Source organism: Perspicuibacillus lycopersici, from assembly GCF_025660475.1.
GTDB classification, from domain to species: Bacteria; Bacillota; Bacilli; order Bacillales; family Caldibacillaceae; genus Perspicuibacillus; species Perspicuibacillus lycopersici.
In genome coordinates this window covers 741,638-763,418 of record NZ_JAOUSF010000001.1, presented here as the reverse complement: position 1 = coordinate 763,418, position 21,781 = coordinate 741,638, and the positions used below count along the sequence as shown (strand labels likewise).

The following is a 21,781-nucleotide window of genomic DNA, read 5'->3' as shown; positions in this document are numbered from 1 at the left end:
AAAAATAAGGAGGTTTCTTCATGAGTGCATGGAATTTGCCTAAAGCAATCGAAATTAAAGAAGTTGGGACACGTGATGGTTTTCAATTGGAAAAGAGTATTATTCCGACAGATGAAAAGGTTCGCATCATTAATGCATTATCAAGGACTGGGATAAAAGAAATTCAAGTGACCTCTGCAGTACATCCAAAAGCTGTACCACAGCTGGCAGATGCAGAGGAAGTCATGGCGAAAATTGATCGTGTACCAGGGGTACTCTATAGTGTGCTAGTTCCAAACTTGCGTGGCGCAAATCGAGCGTTGGCAATGGAAGCGGACGAATGGGAATTGATGCTCTCTGTTACCGAATCACATAGTATTGCAAATTCAAATCGTAGTGTAGATGCGGTTCTTGAGGAGCATACAAAGGTTGTTGATTTAGCAGTAGCGAATGGGGTGCAGGTCCGCGGTTCCATGGCTACTACATTTGGCTGTCCATTCGAAGGAAGAGTGCCATTTGAACGGGTGCAATATGTGGTGCAAGCCTATTACGATATGGGGGTTCGTTCCATCAGTGCGGCAGATACTATCGGTGTTGCGGATCCAAAGCTAGTCTTTAACACAATGTCAAAGCTAATCCATCAATTTCCAGATGTACAATTCAACCTTCATTTACATAATACTCGGCAAATGGGACTAGCAAATGTCATTGCTGGCATTCAAGCAGGAGTTCGGTCATTTGATTCCTCTATCGGTGGACTTGGAGGTTGTCCATATGCACCAGGAGCAACAGGAAATATTTCAACAGAGGACACGGTCCACATGCTTCATTTAATGGGAATTGAAACGACAATTGATTTAGCAAAAGTATTGGATGTGACGAAAGAAGTACATCAGCTTGTTCATCATGATCTAGAAAGTTCCATTTATCGTGCCGGTGTATCTTACCAAATCCATGAGGCGCCAAAAACGCAAGAAAAAGTTGGAGAGTAATAGGAGGAGATCATTATATGAATAGAAAAGCTTCGTTATTATGGAGTGTTTTAGCAGTCATTACGCTTCTTTTGAGTGCTTGTAATGGAGGGAACTCCCCTTCGAGTTCCAATGATAATGGTGAATATAATGCAAAAAAACAAGCAGTCGAGCTCGTTGCACCAGCAGATCCAGGAAGCGGTTGGGATACAACAGCACGGGCAATCGCGCAAACATTAGAAAAAGAAAAGCTGATTAATTTTCCATTGCAGGTTTTAAATGAACCTGGTGCTACAGGTGCTGTTTCATTATCCCAGCTTGTTACCCAGCATAAAGGCGATGATTTAAAATTAAGTATCACATCAACACCAATTCTATCAAACTATTATTATGGAAACTCCGAGTATTCGTATAAAGATGTCACGATGATTGCTCGTTTAATTACCGAGTATTATGTCATCGTTGTTCCAACTGATTCTCCTTTTCAAACATTAGATGATTTACTGCAGGCAATAAATGATGATCCAGCTAATATTGCTTTAGGTGCGGCTGGAGATGACCGTTTACCATTTGCATTAATTGTCCATGAATCTGGTGGCGATGCGAAAAAGGTTAAGTTTATTGACTATCCAAATGGTGGTGGGGATATTGCAAATGCCCTATTAAATGGCGATTTAGATGCTGGTATTTCTGGTGTCAGCGAATTTAGAGGACAAATTGAAGCAGGAAATTTCCGTGCATTGGCCGTAACAAGTAAAGAGCGATTGAAAGGTAGTGTCAGTGAGATTCCAACGGTTATTGAGCAAGGAATTGATGTGGAATTTGGTAACTGGCGTGCAATCATGGGGCCACCTGGAATGTCCGAAACAGCAATAAAATATTGGGAAGATATTATTAAAACCACATTAGAATCGGAAACATTCCAACAGTTTGCGGAAAATAATCAATGGGATATTACTTATCTTGTAGGAGATGAATTCCAAGAATATCTGAAGCAATCGGATAGTGATATTAAAACAGGGTTGGAAATTACTGGGCAAATCGAATAAGTAGCTTCCATGTGAAAGGGGGGATTACGTTGCATAAGGATTTTCTTGGTGGTTTATTGTCTCTCATTGCAGCTGTAATATATACAATTATTGCGTTTCAAATTCCTGATTCCAATTTTGCAACAGATGTTATACAGCCGAATGTATTTCCAATATTAATCGGAATTGCCTGGGTTATTGTTTCATTTCTACTAGCGATTAAAGGGTTTTTATTGTATCAAATGACTAGAAAGGAAAATGTTGCAGAACATAAAGCACGTAATCAAGCGCCTTCAACAGAGGGAACAGGTGAAAACGAAAAGCAGGATCCGGTTAAGGTAACGGTAATTTTAGCAATTTTTTTAGCCTATCTTTTATTGTTTTTCCCGCTTGGCTATGTACTTTCAACCATATTATTTATCGCAGGCTTAACTATCTATTTGGAACGTCGGAAATGGAAGCGGAACTTAATTTATGCAATTGTTTTTCCGCTAATTATCTATTTTGTATTTAATGATTTGTTATCTGTTTATTTACCAACTGGACCATTCTTTTAAAGAAATAGGATAAATCCTTTGGATAAATCTCTTGAATGATATTTGAATAAAGGGGTTTATCCGGATTCAATTATTCTCAGAAATTATTATTTTTTCGTAAGGGGGGAATTATGCTTGGGAGATGTTTTTTCTAATCTATTAACGGGTTTTCAAAATGCACTCACATTGACCAATATTGGATTTGGTTTCCTCGGTGTTTTCATTGGAACGTTAGTTGGTGTAATTCCTGGAATTGGGCCAATTAATGCGATTGCACTTTTAATTCCGCTATCCTTTGGTTTAGACCCGGTAACAGGATTAATTTTACTGACAGGTGTCTACTATGGCTCCATGTATGGGGGCTCAACCACATCTATTTTAGTACGTACCCCCGGAGAGGTAGCTTCCATTGTTACTACTTTGGACGGCTATGAGATGGCTAGACAGGGGAGAGCTGGCCCAGCTTTATCAACTGCAGCAATCGGTTCTTTTATCGCAGGAACATTAGCGTTAGTAGGATTGATGTTTTTAGCGCCAGTTATAGCAAAAGCAGCATATTATTTTGGCTCCGCTGAATATTTTCTATTAATCATTTTAGCAATGTCCATGATTTCCAGTTTATCAACAGGCTCTGCATTAAAGGGCTACATATCCGTATTTATCGGGTTAGCTGTTGCAACGGTTGGTATTGATCCACAATCAGGGATTAACCGATTTACCTTTGGCATTACAAATTTACTAGATGGAATTGATTTTATTTTATTCTCAATCGCACTTTTCGCCATACCGGAAGCATTGTCGAATATCGGAAAAAAGAAATTAGAAACAAAAATGCAAATCCAAAAAATTAAAGGTTCTTTATGGATGAACCGAGAAGACTGGAAACGCTCTATTGGTCCGTACGGGCGCGGATCTGTTCTAGGATTTCTAATTGGTGCATTACCAGGCATCGGCCCATCATTAGCCTCCTTTATGTCCTATGCAATGGAGAAAAAAATCTCCAAGCATCCAGAGAAATTTGGAAAAGGTGCTATTGAAGGAGTTTCTGGACCGGAAGCTGCTAATAATGCAGGTGTTGGCGGCGCGCTAGTTCCATTGTTTACGCTTGGAATTCCTGGTTCTGCGACTACCGCATTATTGTTATATGTTTTCATGATGTATGGATTACAGCCTGGCCCTGGTATGTTTGAGACGAACTCTACATTAATTTGGGCAATTATTGCGAGTATGTATGTAGGAAATGTTATTTTGCTTTTGTTGAACTTACCATTAGTCGGTTTATTTGCATCTCTATTAAAAATACCGTTAGTTCCATTATTTGTTGGAGTGTTAGCTTTTTCTGTATTAGGCGTATATAGTATCAATTTTAATTCCTTTGATTTAATCCTACTATTCATCTTTGGCTTAGTTGGATATGGTATGCAATATTTTAATATCCCACTTGCACCTGCAGTGATGGCACTTGTGCTAGGCGGATTAATGGAAGAGAATTTCAGGAGAACGATGAATATTTCCAATGGTAATATTTTTGTCTTTTTTGAACGACCAGTATCCATTGCCTTAATCATTGTGATTGTATTAGTCGTTATAGTACCTGGCATTCTATCGATTATGAAAAAAAGACGGCAGAAAAATGCTAGTGCAGAAGAGGGAATAAATATTAGCTAATATGAATAGTTAGTGTGAGATATTACACATTAGGCATTTGTGATACTTCTATTTTCAATAATAGAAGATATTGCAAATGCTTATTTTTTGCATACTAACAATAAACGTTTCGGAAGATTAGATAGAGCCTTTTAGAGGGAACTATTTTAGTGAAAATATTTAAAACTTTTCCAAAAGTATCTTGACACTATATATACGTGAGAGTATATTTTAATTGTAACCGATTTCATTTATTTAATATTTTATAAATTTAATATAAGTTAGTATTGTGAAAACATTCAGGTAGAAACTATTGCTTATTTGAAAAACAATAGGTAAATAGAGAAATTATACATTTTTTTAGACTGACTCCCTCCATTAATTAATAGAATTTATGAGAAATAGAAGGTGATATGGAACGTTATATTTTTTAACCATAATTGACACCGGTTTCATAATTTTATTGCAACCGGTAACATTATCTTTTACGTAAGTTTATATGTTAATTAAATTAAAGAATTTTGTGGTCTAACTCGAGGTAGAAAGAAGGGAAAAAGTTGAAAAAAGCTAAAAGACCAAAAGTGTTACTTGTTTTTTTGTGTTTATTGTTATTCGTTCCAGCAATTACACCAAAGCCAACCGTACTTGCAAATACGAATGATGAGGAATCGAAAAATGACCTACTAGAAAATCATTTGTATTCTGATCCCGCAACGGAAAATACCTTTGCGAAATTTACATATCAGGATTATTTAGACAAACATCCGACTATTACAAGACCAGATGAAGAAATTGTTATTGAAGCAGCTGATTATGTGAATGGTAGCCCGGAGCCTGAAATGTATGAAAACTATGAAGGGATGTCAGGAACCTCTATTTATAGTAGTGAAGAAGGATCAATAAAATGGGAGGTAGATGTCCCAGAAGCTGGCTATTATAATATTGAAATTGCATATTTCCCTATTAAAGGAAAAGATATGAATATTGAACGACAGTTAAAAATTAATGGGGAAGTCCCTTTTGATGGAGCGAAATATTTATCATTCTCACGAGTTTGGGCAAATGAAGCGGAAATTAAAAAGGATGAAAATGGTAATCATCGACGTCCTTCCCAAGTAGAGAAACCAAAATGGATGACAACTTATTTGAAGGATTATATGGGCTATGAGGAAGAGCCATATTTATTTTATTTTGATAAAGGATTAAACACTATTGAATTAGAATCTGTCCAAGATATGATGCTAATTCGTACAATTACATTAAAACAAATGGATAAGATTCCTACTTATGAGGAGCTAAAATCATCATACGAAAATAATAATTACGAGCTTGTCAAACTAGATGACAATATTAAAAAGCAGGCTGAACTAGCGGAATTAAAATCCGATGCAATGTTATATCCAACATATGATCGTTCCTCTCCGGCTACTGAGCCGAGTGATCCCTCAAAAATACGATTAAATACAATCGGGGGAGAAACATGGAAAAATGTTGGCCAGTGGTTAACATGGGAAATTGATGTACCAGAAAATGGATTATATGAAATCGGCCTTAAATATTGGCAAAATTCAAAAAGTGGTCGTTATGTATCACGAACATTGTTAATCGATGGAGAAGTACCATTTAAGGAAATGCAAAACTTAAAATTTCCTTATAGTAGTGATTGGAATGTGATGACGATTGGTGACGGACAATCTCCATATGTTTTTTATTTAGAAGAAGGCAAGCATGAAATAACATTAGAAGTGTCACTTGGAGATTTGGCTGGAATGATATCCGAGGTAGAGGATAGCTTATTTCAATTGAATGCAGCATACCGTCAAATGCTTATGGTTATTGGTAATACTCCGGATGTTTTTCGAGATTATCAATTAGAAAAGAAAATGCCTGAAGTATTAGAAGTTCTTAATCAACAAAGAACCGTGCTAGAGAATGTATCTAGTCAACTAGCAGAAGAATCAGGAAGGAAGGGAATAACAACTTCTACGCTTGATACGTTAGTCGTTCAGCTTGGTAGTATGTATGAAGAACCAGAATCAATACCAGAAAGATGGGCAGCATTTAAAACAAATCTCTCTTCATTAGGTGCATGGATACTAGAAATGCAGGAACAACCATTACAATTGGACTATTTATTTTTGTCCTCAGATAATGTTGAAAAACCAAAAGCAAAAAGTGGCTTTTTTAAGAATTTATGGTTTTCTGTAGAGTCATTTTTTGGTTCATTTGTTGAGGATTATTCTAGTATCGGGGAATCTGGTGAGGATGCGTTAACCGTCTGGGTAGGTAGTCGGGACTACGGGAATATTCTAAATTCATTGGCGGAAAATTATTTTGAACCAGATTCAGGTATTGATGTAAATATTGAAATTGTTGATGCAGCAACGCTTTTACCTGCGACTTTAGCGAATCAAGGACCAGACGTAGCATTACAGGTGGGAATAGGCGACCCTGTTAACTATGCGATCCGAAATGCAGTTGTAGATTTAAGTCAATTTGATGATTTTGCTGAAGTGGCTGATCGTTTTGATCCAAGTGCAATGGTGCCATTCGAATTTAATGAAGGGTATTATGCGGTACCAGAAACTCAAACCTTTCCAATGATGTTTTATAGAAAAGATATTTTTGAGGAATTAGGAATAGAGGCACCACAAACATGGGATGATTTATATGAAATAATGCCTTATATTCAGAAAAACAACATGAATATTGGTATTCCTATTAATGGAGTAACTGGTACAGGCTCAGTAACGGGAATCGCATCTACATTAAGCTCGTATACGATGTTTCTTTATCAAAATGGCGGTACGTTATATCGTGAAAACGGAGCAGCCTCAGCATTAGATGAAGAGGAAGCGGTTACAGAGTTTAAAGAATGGACTTCTTTATATGTCGATTATTCAATTCCGGTTTTATATGATTTTGCAAATAGATTCCGAACAGGAGAAATGCCTATCGGAATAGCTGATTATTCTACGTATAATTATTTATCGGTGTTTGCACCTGAACTAAAGGGATTATGGGAAATGGTACCGGTTCCAGGTACTGTAACAAATAATAACCAAATAAATCGTGCAGTTAGTAGCTCGGGAACGGCCAGTATTATTTTAAAAAACTCAACACATCAAGAAGATGCATGGGAGTTTATTAAATGGTGGACTTCAGCAGATATCCAAGCGAAATTTGGTAAAGAGCTAGAAAGTATTATTGGTGTAGCAGCAAGATATGCTACGGCAAATTTAGAAGCAGTGGAATTACTTGGTTGGTCCTCGAAGACTTATCGAAATATTGCCGAACAATGGGAAGAAGTAGTTGGAAATCCAGAAGTTCCTGGCGGTTATTTTACCCCACGACATGTAGAAAATGCATTTCGTAAGGTATACAACGATTTAGATGATCCACGGGAAACAATTCTAGATTATGCGATAACGATAGATTTAGAGATTAATAATAAACGAATAGAATTTGGCTTGGAGACACTTGAATAATGAAAAAGAGAGGGTGAGATACATGTTACCAGACAATGAACTCCCGATAGAATACCCTAAAAAACCTACTGTCTTGCGTAAAACAAAGGGAAAATTAGCTACCTTATTGAAGGAGATAAAAAGAAATAAAGTTTCCTACTTTTTTATCGCTCCTTTCGGCATTATCTTTATTGCCTTTTATGTATTACCGGTATTGATTTCCATTGGGTTAAGCTTTACTTACTATAACATCTTGGAAAAGCCTCAATTTATCGGATGGCAAAATTACTTAAATCTCTTTGTATCGGATGATTTATTTTTGAAGTCGATTAAAATAACCTTTTTATTTGCATTATTTACCGGGCCAATAAGTTACCTTGCTTCCTTCCTATTTGCCTGGTTCATAAATGAATTACCACGGAAAATTAGGACGATATTAGTTGTTGTTTTTTACGCACCATCATTATCTGGCCAAGTATTTGTTATTTGGGGCATTATTTTTAGTGGAGATCAGTACGGCTATATAAATGGTTTCTTAATGAAGCTAGGGTTTATATCAGAGCCCATTCAGTGGTTTACAAATCCAGAATATATGCTGACAACATTGATCATCGTTATTTTATGGACATCCATTGGTGCAGGATTTTTAGCATTTATTGCTGGTTTGCAAACTTTAGATAAAAGTTTATTTGAAGCTGGATATGTAGATGGCGTCAAAAATCGTTGGCAGGAACTATGGTATATTACATTACCACAAATGAAGCCGCAATTATTATTCGGTGCTATTATGACGATTACAAGCTCTTTTGCGATCCACGATGTTATTGTTCCTTTAGCTGGCTTCCCTACCACAGATTATGCAGCACATACGGTAGTATCCCATTTAGTTGACTATGGTACTATTCGATTTGAAATGGGCTATGCATCAGCAATTGCAACTTTATTATTTATCGTCATGCTAGGTACAAATATTGTAATACAAAAACTATTAAAAAAGGTAGGGACATAGAATGGCAGTTAAGGTTAAACGCCGAACACCCAACCGTTCGTTATATGGTGATTTAATTAATATTCTAGTGTTGGCAGGTTTTGCAATGTTTATGGCTTTGCCATTAGTATATGCCGTCAATAATGCATTCAAGCCATTAGAAGAATTGTTCCAGTTCCCACCAAAATTCTTTGTGCGCAATCCAACATTAGATAATATACGGGATTTATTTACTTTAATGAACTCGTCTTGGGTTCCGTTTACACGATATATTTTTAATACAGTATTTATTACTGTTGTAGGATCGGGAATTCATATGTTTGTTGCCTCACTCGCAGCTTACGCATTGGCAAAGCATCAATTCCCTGGTCAAAAACTATTTTTCAACATGGTAATATTGGCTCTAATGTTTTCACCACATGTTACAGCAATACCGAACTATTTAATTATTTCAAAGCTGGGTTGGCTAGATACTTATCTCGCGCTTATTGTTCCAGCAATTGCGGCACCATTAGGATTATTTTTAATGAAGCAATTTATGGAACAAATACCAGTTTCACTATTAGAATCTGCACGACTAGATGGGGCTAGTGAATTGACAGTGTTTCGAAAGGTTGCATTACCCATTGTTAAGCCAGCATTAATGACGTTATTAATATTTTCCTTTCAATCGTTATGGAATATGAATGGTGGAACTTTTATTTATAACGAAGCATTAAAGACATTGCCGACAGCTCTACAACAAATTGTTGCTACTGGATTTTCTAGGGCAGGTGCTGCATCTGCCATCGCGTTATTTATGATGATTGTTCCTTTATCGGTATTTATTATTTCGCAAAGTAATGTAATGGAAACAATGTCAACATCGGGAATTAAAGACTAGGAGGGAGTGAGTATATAGTGAAAAAATTAAGTAAAAGAATAATAGTCGGAGTTCTTACCTTAATGCTGCTCTGTTCCTCCCTATTTATTCCAACTGCTAAGGCAAGTGTTCCATATGATAGCTATACGTATAATTTTTGGCTAGATCCTGTGGAAAGTCCAAATCCTTATGTACCAAAGGACGAATTTACTGGGGATCCGACAACTATGGGAAAATTTAATAACCCACAAGACTTATTTATTACAAAAGATGGAATAATTTATGTTGCAGATACGGATAACAATCGGATTGTTTTTCTAGATACGAGCTTTCAGTATATTGGAGAAATCACCACATTCCATAATGGGGATACATTTAATAAACCCCAAGGAATATTCGTTACTGAAGGAAATCATATTTTTGTAGCAGATACAGAAAATCAAAGAATCGTAGAGTTTGATGAGAATAAACAGTTTGTAAGAGAAATTCTCCGGCCGGAAACAGAGCTTATTACGGATAATACTTCTTTTAGACCAACAAAGGTTGTCATTGATGGTGCGGGAAGAATTTATACCCTTGCGATTGGAATTAACTCAGGGATTGTGGAATTAAATCCAGATGGTACATTTCAAGGGTTCACAGGTGCAAGTGAAGTTAACATAAATCCAATTAGCTATGTTTGGCGACGCTATTTCGCAACAGATGAGCAGAAAAAACGGATGGAGCTAATTATTCCTACAGAATACAACAATCTATTTTTAGATAATGAGGAGTTTATTTATGTGACGATGGGAAACGTTGATGTGAAGGATTACGGCATAGATGTTATCAGACGTTTAAACCCATCTGGTATTAATGTTATTCGCGATTTTGGCTATGGTTCACCGATTGGCGATTATTTTGTCCGAGATCAACAAGATATTACTCGATTTAATGATATAACTGTTACAGATTATCAGGTATATACAGCATTAGATGGAGTAAACGGGAAATTATTTACGTACGATTATGATGGAAATCTCCTTTATGTTTTTGGTAGTAATGGTGCCAGACAGGGGAATTTCAAAAATGCAGTTTCTGTTGAACAATATCAAGGTACTTTGTATGTATTGGATAATGGAAATAATTCGATTACATCCTTTGAACTAACGGAATATGGAAGTTTGGTTAACAATGCGATAAAGCTTCATTATGAAGGTAAGTACGAAGAGTCAGCTGAAAATTGGCAGCAAGTGTTAAAGTTTAATGCGAACTCTGATATGGCCTATATCGGTTTAGGGAAAGTATATTTACGAAATGGCGAATATAAAAAAGCAATGGATTACTTTAAACTAGCAAATAATCGCAAGTATTATAGTAAAGCGTTTACTTTCTATCGTAGACAATTTTTAGGTGATAACTTCGGATTGATCATGACGAGTGTAGTCATCATTATTATTTGTATTCTAGGTCTACGAGTCTACTTGAAAACGAAGAAAATAAATGTCCAAAAAAGGGAGGTTAATGGAATATGAGTACATATATCAGTACACTCCGTTATAGTTTATATGTCATTTTCCATCCTTTTGATGGCTTTTGGGATTTGAAAAGAGAAAAACGAGGATCATTGAGTGCCGCATTAACAATTACAGGTATATTAATTTTAACGTATGTTATCCGTAGGCAGTACACTGCATTTCTTTTTAATACGAATGATATTAAAGAATTAAATCTAATATTAGAGATTATTAGTGTATTATTACCGTTCCTGTTATGGTGTATATCAAACTGGTGTTTGACAACGCTGGCTGACGGGGAAGGCACATTTAAGGATATTGTCATTGCGACATCTTATTCTTTAACACCATTAGTCATCATTAATTTACCATTAATACCTTTAAGCTATTTGTTTAACTTAGAAGAGGCATCAATGTATTACTTTTTTCTTACACTGTCAATTATTTGGACCGTTGGGCTGATGATTTTTAGTACGATGATCACCCATCAATACACAATGAAGAAAACATTACTTACAATAGTGGGAATCCTTATTGGAATGGCAGTAATGATTTTTATCGGATTACTATTTACAAGTATCATTCAACAAATTATTGGCTTTTTCTACATCATCTATAAAGAAATCGTATTTAGATTTTAGGAGGAGGATAAAATGAAGAAAATACTTATAACTGGGCTAATAGTCCTCCTAGTATTCGTAAGCATAACCACTGCTAAGCCATTACCGAATTCAGTAGAAGCAGCAGAATCGAATGAACAAAACCAACAAGAACTTCACAAATTAAAAATGGACTTGATGGTTGAGAATGAGGATTTAGCGTTTTATATGAATAAGGATACGTTTGAATTTGCCATTACAGTAAAAAGTACCGGTGATATTTGGTTTTCCAATCCAAAGGATAAGGAACAGGATGCAATTGCAACAGGAGTAAGTAAAGATCAATTACAATCCCAGCTGTTTATCAAGTATTTCAATGCAAAAGCACAGGAAGGAACAATGAATTCCTACACTGATAGTGTGGCGATTAATCAGGCTGGGGCAGAAGAAATAGAAAATGGTGTAAAAGTTATCTATAAATTAGGAAAAGAGGTGGATGGCCATTTAATTCCTAACTTCATTTCTATTGAAAGAATGGAATCCTTTCTTGAGAAAATGGATCAAGAGGGTAAAGAATTGATTGATTCCATTTACAAAAGGGATGAAGAATTAGCGGTTTATTCTTTACGAACTGGATCAGCGGAATTTAAACAAAAGAAGGCAGAGACATATTTTACAGAAGCAGGTTATACGCTAGAGGATTATATTGCAGATAATGAAGCAAACGGTGTAGAAAGTACGGCGGGTGCAGTGTTTACGATTCCAGTTGAGTACACATTAGATGGAGATAAATTTGTAGCAACTATTCCTGTAGATGAAGTGGAATATAATGAAGCATTTCCATTGACGGAAATTCGTTTATTAGAATTTTTTGGAGCAGGAAATTTAACTGACGATGGTTATATTTTTGTACCAGATGGCTCTGGAGCGCTTATTCACTTTAATAATAATAAAACACAGGCAACGACTTATGTAGCAAAGGTATATGGAGAAGATGAAACAATAAAATATGAAACCGTTACACATTCGGATAAAGATTTATCGGCTAGAATGCCTGTTTTCGGTTTGAAAAAAGGAAATCAAGCTTACCTAGCAGTAATTGAAGATGGGGAATCCTACGCAAGTATTTATGGAGATGTTGCTGGAAAAACAAACTCCTATAATACAAGCTTTGCAGAATTTAACTATTTGCCAAATGGGGAAAGTTCACTAGACAGTATGACAGGAACTGGTGTTTTACAGCTATATCAAGATAAACCATATGACGGAAACTTTCGAGTGACCTATGGATTTTTATCCGGAGATAATGCATCTTATGCAGGAATGGCAAGCTATTATCAAAACTATTTAGTGGACCAAGGAGTTTTCACTGAAAAAGTGGACAACGAGGAATTGCCATTTTATTTAGGTGTAATCGGAGCCGTCAATATTAAGAAAAAGTTTCTCGGGATACCGTATCAAGGGACAGAGATATTGACCTCCTATAATCAAACGAAAGAGCTTATTGAGAAATTAAAAAATGAGCAGATAAATAATATCAAAGTTAAGTATAGTGGCTGGTTTAATGGGGGACTAAATCATTCCTATCCAAAAAATGTCAATACTATCAATGCTTTAGAAAAAGAACTCTCCATGAAGTCATTTCAGGATTATTTAAAAGAAGAAAAAATTCCACTGTTCATGGATGTTGATTTTGGCTATGTTTATCAGGATACATTATTTGATGGATTTTCATCGAGTAAGCAAAGTACAAGATACTTTGATAATAGTTTAGCAAAATTAGTCGAATATAATATTGCAACGAAGACGATTGGAATGGGAGAGGATGATACAAAAACTAAATATATTTTAAACTCCTCCAACTATAAAGATTTAGTAAATAACTTCCTGGAAGATAGTAATAAGGATAGCCTTACAGGTCTTTCTTTACGAACAATAACGTCAAGTGTATCTTCTGATTTTTCAAGTAAACACTTTGTTGATCGGCAAGGAAGTGTACAAAATACGGTAGAGGCACTGCAAACTTTACAAGAGGCTGATCTCCAACTAATGGGAAATAATTCGAATGCTTATGCATTTGGATATACAACAGATATAGTTAATGCACCAATGGATTCCAATCGATACAAGATAATTGATGAGACGGTACCATTTTATCAAATGGTAATCCGTGGCTATATTGATTATGCAGGAAAACCATTAAACTTAGCGGATGATTATCAACAGGAATTATTAAAGTCGATAGAGACTGGAGCAGGAATTTATTTTGAATGGATTTATGCAGATAATGCGATTTTAAAGGAAACAGAATACGAGAATCTATACTCCGTTAATTATGAGGGCTGGATTGAAGAGGCAACTACATTATACAACGAATTAAATGCAAAATTACAAGCTATTCATGGGAAGACGATAAAAGACCATCGTCAAATTAAAGAAAATGTATATGAAGTAACATATGAAAATAATGTGAAAGTTTACGTTAATTATACAAATACTGATATGAACTACAATGGAATAGTCATTAAGGCAAATGACTTTGCAGTAGAGGAGCGAGCAATATGAGTAAAGGGAAAATGTTAAACAAAAAAGGACAAGGGAGTAAGGGTTTTTCATTATCCTTATCGCAGCAACGAGCAGGATTAGGATATTTATTTATCAGTCCATTTTTAATAGGATTCATTTTGCTATTTATTACTCCTCTATTTCAGTCATTGCTTTATAGTTTTAGCAATCTAAATGTAACTTCAACAGGTTATACGCTGGATTTTGTTGGATTAACTAATTATAACCAAGTGTTAAGAGTGGATCCAAACTTTATCCCATCGCTAATTACTACTATTTTACAAATGGTAACGAAAGTACCAATTATTATCATTTTCAGCTTTTTTGCTGCTAGCTTATTAAACCAAAAATTTAAGGGAAGAGGATTTGCTAGATCGATATTTTTCCTACCAGTTATTTTAACTTCTGGAATTATTTTATCGATGGAAACATCGGATTTATTGCTTTCATCTGCACAGCAAGTAGCAGAAGAGGAGTTAACAGCAGGGGCGATGGGATCCGGTCTCCAGTTTCTGCAATTTAGGCAACTATTATTTTCTATTAATATGCCACCAATGTTTATAAACTTTATTGTACTTGCAGTAGACCAAATTTATGAAATTGTAATTGCTTCTGGAGTACAAATATTAATATTTCTAGCAGGCTTACAATCTATTCCACTCTCCTTATATGAGGCGTCGACAATGGATGGAGCCACTGCGTGGGAGAATTTCTGGAAAATCACCTTTCCGATGGTTAGCCCATTAATTATTGTTAATTCAGTTTATACAGTAATTAATACCTTTACTAGCCCAGATAATGAAATGATGAGTATGATTCAATCCACTATTTTTAGTCAATCAAAATTCGGCTTCGGATCAGCGATGGCATGGATATACTTTTTAGCAATTGCCATTATTTTGGCTATTATGTCAGCCATTTTATTAAAACTGGTTGCGAAATACCAACAATAGGAGGTGTCAATCATGGAGCTAATTGCCAAGAAATCTGTTAACAAAAATACGAACCATGTAACAATCCAAGAGCGTTTCCGAGGAATTGCACGAAAAGGTAGTAAATTAACTTGGTCCTTTGTACGATTTGTGATTATCTTTGGAATCTGTTTTGTTATCCTTCAGCCACTATTAACCAAGTTTGCTGTATCATTAATGTCTGAGGCAGATCTATATGATGCAACAGTCCAATATGTCCCAAGAGAAATCACTTTTCAAAATTATATAGATGCTTTCGTTGGAATGGACTATGCCGCAACCTTTGGTAGGACATTGGCACTTTCTTTAATTGCTAGCGTTCTTCAATTGGCATCTTGCACTATTGTTGGCTATGGTTTTGCAAGGTTTAAGTTTCCTTTTAAAAATACAATCTTTATGCTTGTTATTCTATGTTTATTGGTTCCACCAATGACGTTAATGCTACCACTATTTTTACACTTCCGTTTCTTTGATATTTTTGGGTTGTTCGAAATGATGAGTGGAAAACCAGGAATTAATTTATTGGATTCCCTTTGGCCATTTGTTTTAACCTCCATTTTTGCACAAGGCTATAAAAATGGATTATATATTTTCTTACTTCGCCAATATTTTAAAGGAATGCCTGTGGAACTAGAGGAAGCTGCTTATATTGATGGTTGTAGTGCGTTTAAGACGTTTTATAAAGTCATGCTACCAAGCGCAGTTCCCATCTTAGTCACCGTTTTCTTGTTTGGATTTGTTTGGCAGTGGACAGATAGCTTCTATTCCAGCCTATATTTATCCGATTTCAAAGTGATGTCTGGTGGGTTAGGCTCACTTGCAGCCAATATATATTCAAGTGAATTAAGTTTTATTAGTCCTGCATTAACATCGATGATGAATAATACAGGTACAATATTGGTCATTTTCCCTCTTTTTGTCTTATATTTATTTGCTCAACGTTATTTTGTAGAAAGTATTGAGCGTTCAGGTATTGTTGGATAATTATGCTACTCTATTGGCGGAAGTACTTCTTTTGCTGATAGAGTAAGCTAATATTTATTTGTGAAATGATTATGGAAAAAGTTTAGAAATGGTTTATTTATAAATTTCTTAATTCTGTTAAAAATTAAATTACTACACAATTATTTTAATATATAATAAAGGTATTCTTCCTATAAAACATTTTTAGATAAATTATGAGGCTTAAAAAGTAAGCGCTTTAAAAACTGCGGTAGCGGTAAATACATTTCTGCCGAATGACAGATATAATAGAATAATAGATTGGTGAAGTCACTTTATTATGATTAATATAAGAATCTGTAATGGAATTAGATAACGAATCAAGGAATTATAATAAACTAAAAGGATTTAGTGCTGGAAGATGAATCCTATTCTATAACTTTTTTCATATAATTTCACAAAGCTTTACATAAAAAGGGAGGGTATGTATGAAGAAAAAATTTCTAAGCTTAATTGGTATTTTAGGATTATCCGCAGCATTAGTTGGATGTAATGGCGATGATCAAGCTGCAGGCGATGGCGAAAAGGATAAGGATCCTGAAGCGAATGCCCCAGAAGCGGTAGAGGAATTACCAGAGAAGGACTTTGGTGGAATGACCCTTACTTGGGCAGCACCATGGTTGCGAGAAATTGATCCAAATGCAAGTGAAATCATGGAAAAATGGAATGACAGAATTGAAATGCTAGAAGAAAAATGGAATTTTACTTTCGAATCAAAAGAAATTGGTTGGGATGATTATGTAGGTAACTACATTCGTACAACATTAGCTGGGGATCCAGTAGGTGATATTGTATATTTATTAACTCCTAATTTCTACCCAAATTTAGTGGATAATGGAATTGTTTATCCTGTTAGTGATGTAGGTGTTATTGATTATAACGATCCTAAATGGGTGAAATCAGCTACAGAAGCAAGTAAGTATAAAGGAAAAACGTATTCACTTAAGGCAGGTACAGCTAGTACAATCAGTACCCGTGACGGAATTTTCTGGAATAAAACATTATTCGATGAACTAGGATTGCCAAACTTATATGAACTGTATGAGAATGGCGAATGGACTTGGGATAAGCTTGTAGAAGTAGCTGAAATGGCTACGAAGGATACAAATAATGATGGAGAAACAGATATTTATGGATTTGCATCTGAAAACCTACCATGGAAATTGATTTATAGTAACGGATATGAATCAATTATTAAAAATGATGATGGAATCGATATTAATATGAATGATGACAGGGTTATTGAAGCACTAGAATTTTATCAAGATTTTAGTCAAAATAAATCAAATGTTTTAAGAGATTGGTTCGAAGGTGCAAATTGGGATTTCCGATATACAGAATTTGCTAATGGTACGATTGGTATGGTTTCTGGTGAGTGGTGGATTGCAGGGAGTTATTTAACAGAAGGAAGAATGCAGGATGAATATGGATTCTTACCATTCCCTTCTGGCCCATCGAATGATACGCCGATTTCCTATGGTTATGAAGAATCTTTAGAAGTAATGCTTGCAACAGTCGAAAATCCTGAAGACAAAGTATTTATCTGGGATGCAATCAATGATATTGGTACAGAAGAAGATTGGTCCAGATGGTTACGTGAGGAATATGAAGGAACAGCTGGAGACGAAGAATCTGTAGAATACGCTATGATGTTAAACGATAATACGAAGATCAACTTAATTCGTGGATTCGAAAACATTAATACTATATTTAATGATTTCTTTAGTCAAATTGCTTCAGGAGCTACTACTGTACAAAGTGGTTTAGAAGCTATCGATCCACAAATTCAAGCGGAACTTGAAGACTTCAAAAACAATGGTGTTGATTTAGGGATTGAAGAAGAATCAGCAGAATAAAGGAATGTAGTAGCAGATGCCTACTTTGTCATTTGCTACTTCTTCCTTTATTAAGTATATGAAAGATAGAACGGGAGGTTCAAGAGGATGACCGTTACGTATTCAACATTTAAACCAGGACAGCTTTGGAATGATAATCGCGGAAAGCATATTAGTGCACATGGTGGAGGAATTCTTGTACATGAAGGTATCTATTACTGGTATGGGGAAGATAACTCCGAAGGGTATCTTAATAATGTAGGAGTAAGCTGTTATTCTTCTACAGATTTATATAATTGGAAATATGAAGGAACAGCTTTAAGACAAGAAGATATGCCGGAAGAATTACAAGGGAAGAACAACGGTAGAGTAGAGAGACCTAAAGTTATCTACAATACCAAAACGAAAAAATTCGTAATGTGGATGCATGCAGAACGCTCCGGTTATGCTTTTTCAAGTGCAGGTGTGGCTATTAGTGATAGTCCAACAGGTCCTTTTACGTTTTTATTTTACGATCGACCGGTTCTTTTTCAACCAGAAAATGGCTTTGACAAGCATACTAATGAAGAAGAATTAGGAAATTCCTTTCGGGACATGCATGTATTTGTAGATGATGTTGATTCCAATGGAGATGGAGTTAACGATGCATATGTTTATTATGCATCAGAAGGTAATTGGACGTTGTACATTGTCCGACTAAATTCGGATTATACATGGGTTGACCTACCAGATGATCCAGATAGAGTAAGACCACAATGCACAGAAAAGAATTTGGGAGAGGTTTGGTCAAGGCAATTTATTCGTAAGATGAGAGAAGCACCGACGCCATTCAAATATAAAGAGAAATATTATATCATTTCTTCAGCTTGTACAGGCTGGAAACCGAACCAAGCAGAATATGCAATAGCAGATAAGCCATTAGGAGACTACCAAACAATAGGTGACCCTTGTGTTGGGGATGATGATAAAACTACTTTTCATTCACAAAGCACATTTGTATTACCAATAGATAAAAAAAATGGAAAATTTATTTATATAGGTGACCGTTGGACACCTGATGAATTAGGTAAGTCACTACATATATGGCTGCCATTAGAAATTGATGATAACTACAATGTCACGATAAGATGGCAAGATGAATGGGAGCTATCCGAGTTGAAATAACGAAAAGGAATTGTCCCAAATATTGTGGCCATACCCAATTATATTTTTTGCACTTTTATGGGGATTGGCTCCTTTTGGGACAAATTTCTTTTAAGCCTGTAGGAGTGAATGTTGATGAAAAATAAAGACAACAAGGAATTTGTCGATGGAAAAATGTATACATTTGTAAACTATGTTTATTGGATTTTGGCTTCGAGCGTCTTATTTGTAGTTTCAAATATTGTATTTGTATTTGCACTTTATGTGGCGTTATATGCTAACAGGAACCAAGTGTTACCCACCTATTTATTGTTAACGATGCTGGTAATCTGTGCCATTCCAATGGGGCCATCCTTTACAGGATTAAATAGTATTATGAAAAAGATTGTTCATCATTCAGATGTGGCGGTTGTCAAAGACTTTTTTAAAGGGTATACAAAGAATTTTAAACAAGCAACACTGGCATGGGTAATTATTCTATTTTTTATCGCACTTTTTTCGTTAAATTATTACATTATAATCAAAATGGAATTTGCTACATTTTTAATTTTACCGCTCTTTCTATTTATCGCATTTTTAATTTGTTCAAGTTTTTATATTTTTCCATTAATTTCCCAATATTATATGAGTTTAAAAGATATTTTCCGCTTATCCTTGTATTTTGCTCTGAAGGAATTTAAAGCAACGGTTAGTATATTAATTGTTTTCGTAGTTGCAGCTTATTTGTTCTTTTTACTACCAACCGTATTTATAGTCATTGCACCAGGTGGATTAGCATTTTTTATTATGTATTTGACCAATAAAATATTTGCTAGCGTTCGTGCCAGCCACAAAGAAGATAATTCGATAGCAGAAGGTAGTGGAATAATGTGATAGAAATTAAAAATATATCGAAACGATATGGTAATCATCTTGCTTTAGATGATATAAGTCTTACCATCAATGACGGTGAAATTACCGGCTTTCTTGGAACAAATGGAGCAGGGAAATCGACTTTAATGAACATCATTACTGGCTATATTTCCATGACAGAGGGAACTATTTTAATTGATGGAATTGATAGTTTAGAAGATCCTGAAAAGGTTAAGAAAAAAATTGGCTATTTACCAGAATTACCACCTCTATATATGGATATGACAGTAGCCGAGTATTTAAAATTTGTTTGTAAGCTAAAGCATATTCCAGTGAAACAAATACCATTGGAAATGGAAAAAAAAATGGCGCAGGTGAAAATCGAACATGTAAGGAATCGATTAATTAAAAATTTATCCAAAGGGTACAAGCAACGTGTTGGCTTAGCACAGGCAATTCTAGGGAATCCTAGCCTATTAATATTAGATGAACCTACGGTTGGGCTAGATCCGAGAGAAATTATTGAAGTACGGAAGCTAATCCAAGAGATTAGCAAAAATTGTACGATTATTATCAGCTCCCATATATTATCGGAAATTAGTACGATATGCAGTAAAGTAATGATTTTGGATAAAGGAAGACATATTGTTACGGCTGCACCAAATGAATTAATCGAGAAAATGAATAATACTACACAGTTACATATAAGGGTAAAAGGTGATGAAGATGCGATTCAAAAGGCTCTTCATAAATTGGAAGGAATCACCCATATTAAAAAACTAGGAAACTATGAAGAACATACCGTAGATTTATTAATTGTAAGCGAACATGGAATAGATATTCGAGAAGTTTTATCGGTGTACTTAGTAACCAATCACTTTCCTATTATTATGATGAAAAACTATGATGTCAGTTTGGAAGATATATTTTTACAATTAACATCAAGTGAGAGAGGAGAATAATTGTGATTACAATATTGTCCAAGGAATGGAAAGCATACTTTCAATCAGCTACTGGCTATATTTTTATGACCGTTTATTTATTTCTATTTGGCATATACTTTACTTATTTAAATGTAATACCTACACCGAACAATGCCTTTACGACAACATTAAGTAATATGGTATTTATATTTGTATTAGTATCACCAATTTTAACGATGAAAACAGTATCCGAGGAACGGAAAAATCGGACAGATCAATTGTTATTTACGTCACCAAATTCTATTGCAAAAATAATAATAGGGAAATTTTTAGCTGCTGAGATGCTATTTCTATTTACACTTGCTATTACGATTGTTTATCCTATTTTATTAAGCTTCTACGGTAGTATTCCGTACGCATCTATCATTACGGCATATATCGGATTTTTCTTTATGGGCAGTAGTATTCTTGCACTAGGGGTATTTATCTCGTCATTGACTGAAAGCCAAGTCATTGCAGGTGTCACTACATTAGGTGTTTCAATGTTTATTTGGTTAATTGGCTCTATTTCCTATAATTTTCCTACGGATAGCTTTTCCGGTATGATATTTATTCTCTTTTTATTCTTATTTGCATGTATGTTGATATACCAATTTAGTAAAAGTATGCTGCTTGCAATGTTTTCCGCAATTATCTGTGTGGGTTTAATATTTGGTCTATATTTTGTAAAAAAAGAGTTATTTGCGGGAATTATTATTAGCTTTGTCAACTGGTTCTCTCTACCAAAGCATAGTAAGGATTTCTATTTAGGTATATTAAATATATCCGATCTTGTATATTATATGACTTTTATCATAGGCTTCCTATTCTTTACTATACGTTTCATTGAAAAACGTCGATGGAGTTAAATTACTTGA

At 35.1% G+C, this 21,781-nt stretch carries 17 protein-coding genes; all 17 read left to right on the top strand.

Annotated elements, in window-relative coordinates:
* Nucleotides 1-20: 20 nt before the first annotated feature.
* On the top strand, nucleotides 21-971 hold the full coding sequence (locus OEV98_RS03585) for a hydroxymethylglutaryl-CoA lyase (protein WP_263071830.1): 951 nt from the start codon (nucleotides 21-23) through the stop codon (nucleotides 969-971).
* Nucleotides 972-988: 17 nt separating this feature from the next.
* Entirely contained in the window at nucleotides 989-1,999 is a 1,011-nt protein-coding gene (locus OEV98_RS03580; protein ID WP_263071829.1) for a tripartite tricarboxylate transporter substrate binding protein, read from the top strand.
* Between the two features lie 29 nt (nucleotides 2,000-2,028).
* Nucleotides 2,029-2,535 carry a tripartite tricarboxylate transporter TctB family protein gene (locus OEV98_RS03575; protein ID WP_263071828.1) on the top strand — a complete coding sequence of 169 codons (507 nt, stop codon included), beginning with the start codon at nucleotides 2,029-2,031 and terminating at the stop codon, nucleotides 2,533-2,535.
* A gap of 114 nt (nucleotides 2,536-2,649) precedes the next feature.
* Nucleotides 2,650-4,182 carry a tripartite tricarboxylate transporter permease gene (locus OEV98_RS03570; RefSeq protein ID WP_263071827.1) on the top strand — a complete coding sequence of 511 codons (1,533 nt, stop codon included), beginning with the start codon at nucleotides 2,650-2,652 and terminating at the stop codon, nucleotides 4,180-4,182.
* A gap of 536 nt (nucleotides 4,183-4,718) precedes the next feature.
* On the top strand, nucleotides 4,719-7,649 hold the full coding sequence (locus OEV98_RS03565) for an extracellular solute-binding protein (protein ID WP_263071826.1): 2,931 nt from the start codon (nucleotides 4,719-4,721) through the stop codon (nucleotides 7,647-7,649).
* A gap of 22 nt (nucleotides 7,650-7,671) precedes the next feature.
* Nucleotides 7,672-8,637 (top strand): carbohydrate ABC transporter permease, encoded by a 966-nt coding sequence (locus OEV98_RS03560; RefSeq protein ID WP_263071825.1) that lies wholly within the window; start codon nucleotides 7,672-7,674, stop codon nucleotides 8,635-8,637.
* A gap of 1 nt (nucleotide 8,638) precedes the next feature.
* A complete protein-coding gene (locus tag OEV98_RS03555; RefSeq protein ID WP_263071824.1) occupies nucleotides 8,639-9,499 on the top strand; it encodes a carbohydrate ABC transporter permease in 861 nt (286 codons plus the stop codon).
* Between the two features lie 17 nt (nucleotides 9,500-9,516).
* Nucleotides 9,517-10,992 carry a tetratricopeptide repeat protein gene (locus OEV98_RS03550; RefSeq protein ID WP_263071823.1) on the top strand — a complete coding sequence of 492 codons (1,476 nt, stop codon included), beginning with the start codon at nucleotides 9,517-9,519 and terminating at the stop codon, nucleotides 10,990-10,992.
* On the top strand, nucleotides 10,989-11,615 hold the full coding sequence (locus tag OEV98_RS03545; protein ID WP_263071822.1) for a Yip1 family protein: 627 nt from the start codon (nucleotides 10,989-10,991) through the stop codon (nucleotides 11,613-11,615). The genes OEV98_RS03550 and OEV98_RS03545 overlap by 4 nt, the downstream gene beginning before the upstream one ends.
* Nucleotides 11,616-11,627: 12 nt before the next feature.
* Nucleotides 11,628-14,138 carry a DUF5696 domain-containing protein gene (locus tag OEV98_RS03540; RefSeq protein ID WP_263071821.1) on the top strand — a complete coding sequence of 837 codons (2,511 nt, stop codon included), beginning with the start codon at nucleotides 11,628-11,630 and terminating at the stop codon, nucleotides 14,136-14,138.
* A complete protein-coding gene (locus OEV98_RS03535; protein WP_263071820.1) occupies nucleotides 14,135-15,091 on the top strand; it encodes a carbohydrate ABC transporter permease in 957 nt (318 codons plus the stop codon). Before OEV98_RS03540 ends, OEV98_RS03535 begins: the two co-directional genes overlap by 4 nt.
* 12 nt (nucleotides 15,092-15,103) lie before the next feature.
* Nucleotides 15,104-16,093, top strand: coding sequence for a carbohydrate ABC transporter permease (locus OEV98_RS03530; protein WP_263071819.1), 990 nt, complete (start codon nucleotides 15,104-15,106; stop codon nucleotides 16,091-16,093).
* A gap of 446 nt (nucleotides 16,094-16,539) precedes the next feature.
* The gene (locus OEV98_RS03525) at nucleotides 16,540-17,967 is read left to right on the top strand and encodes an ABC transporter substrate-binding protein (RefSeq protein ID WP_263071818.1); all 1,428 of its coding nucleotides are present in this window, start codon (nucleotides 16,540-16,542) and stop codon (nucleotides 17,965-17,967) included.
* 87 nt (nucleotides 17,968-18,054) lie between these two features.
* Nucleotides 18,055-19,110 carry a glycoside hydrolase family 43 protein gene (locus OEV98_RS03520; protein WP_263071817.1) on the top strand — a complete coding sequence of 352 codons (1,056 nt, stop codon included), beginning with the start codon at nucleotides 18,055-18,057 and terminating at the stop codon, nucleotides 19,108-19,110.
* Between the two features lie 114 nt (nucleotides 19,111-19,224).
* Nucleotides 19,225-19,962: a YesL family protein gene (locus tag OEV98_RS03515; protein ID WP_263071816.1), complete on the top strand. Its 738-nt coding sequence runs from the start codon at nucleotides 19,225-19,227 to the stop codon at nucleotides 19,960-19,962.
* A complete protein-coding gene (locus OEV98_RS03510) occupies nucleotides 19,959-20,903 on the top strand; it encodes an ABC transporter ATP-binding protein (protein WP_263071815.1) in 945 nt (314 codons plus the stop codon). The genes OEV98_RS03515 and OEV98_RS03510 overlap by 4 nt, the downstream gene beginning before the upstream one ends.
* 2 nt (nucleotides 20,904-20,905) lie before the next feature.
* Entirely contained in the window at nucleotides 20,906-21,772 is an 867-nt protein-coding gene (locus tag OEV98_RS03505; RefSeq protein WP_263071814.1) for an ABC transporter permease, read from the top strand.
* The last annotated feature ends 9 nt before the right edge of the window (nucleotides 21,773-21,781 follow it).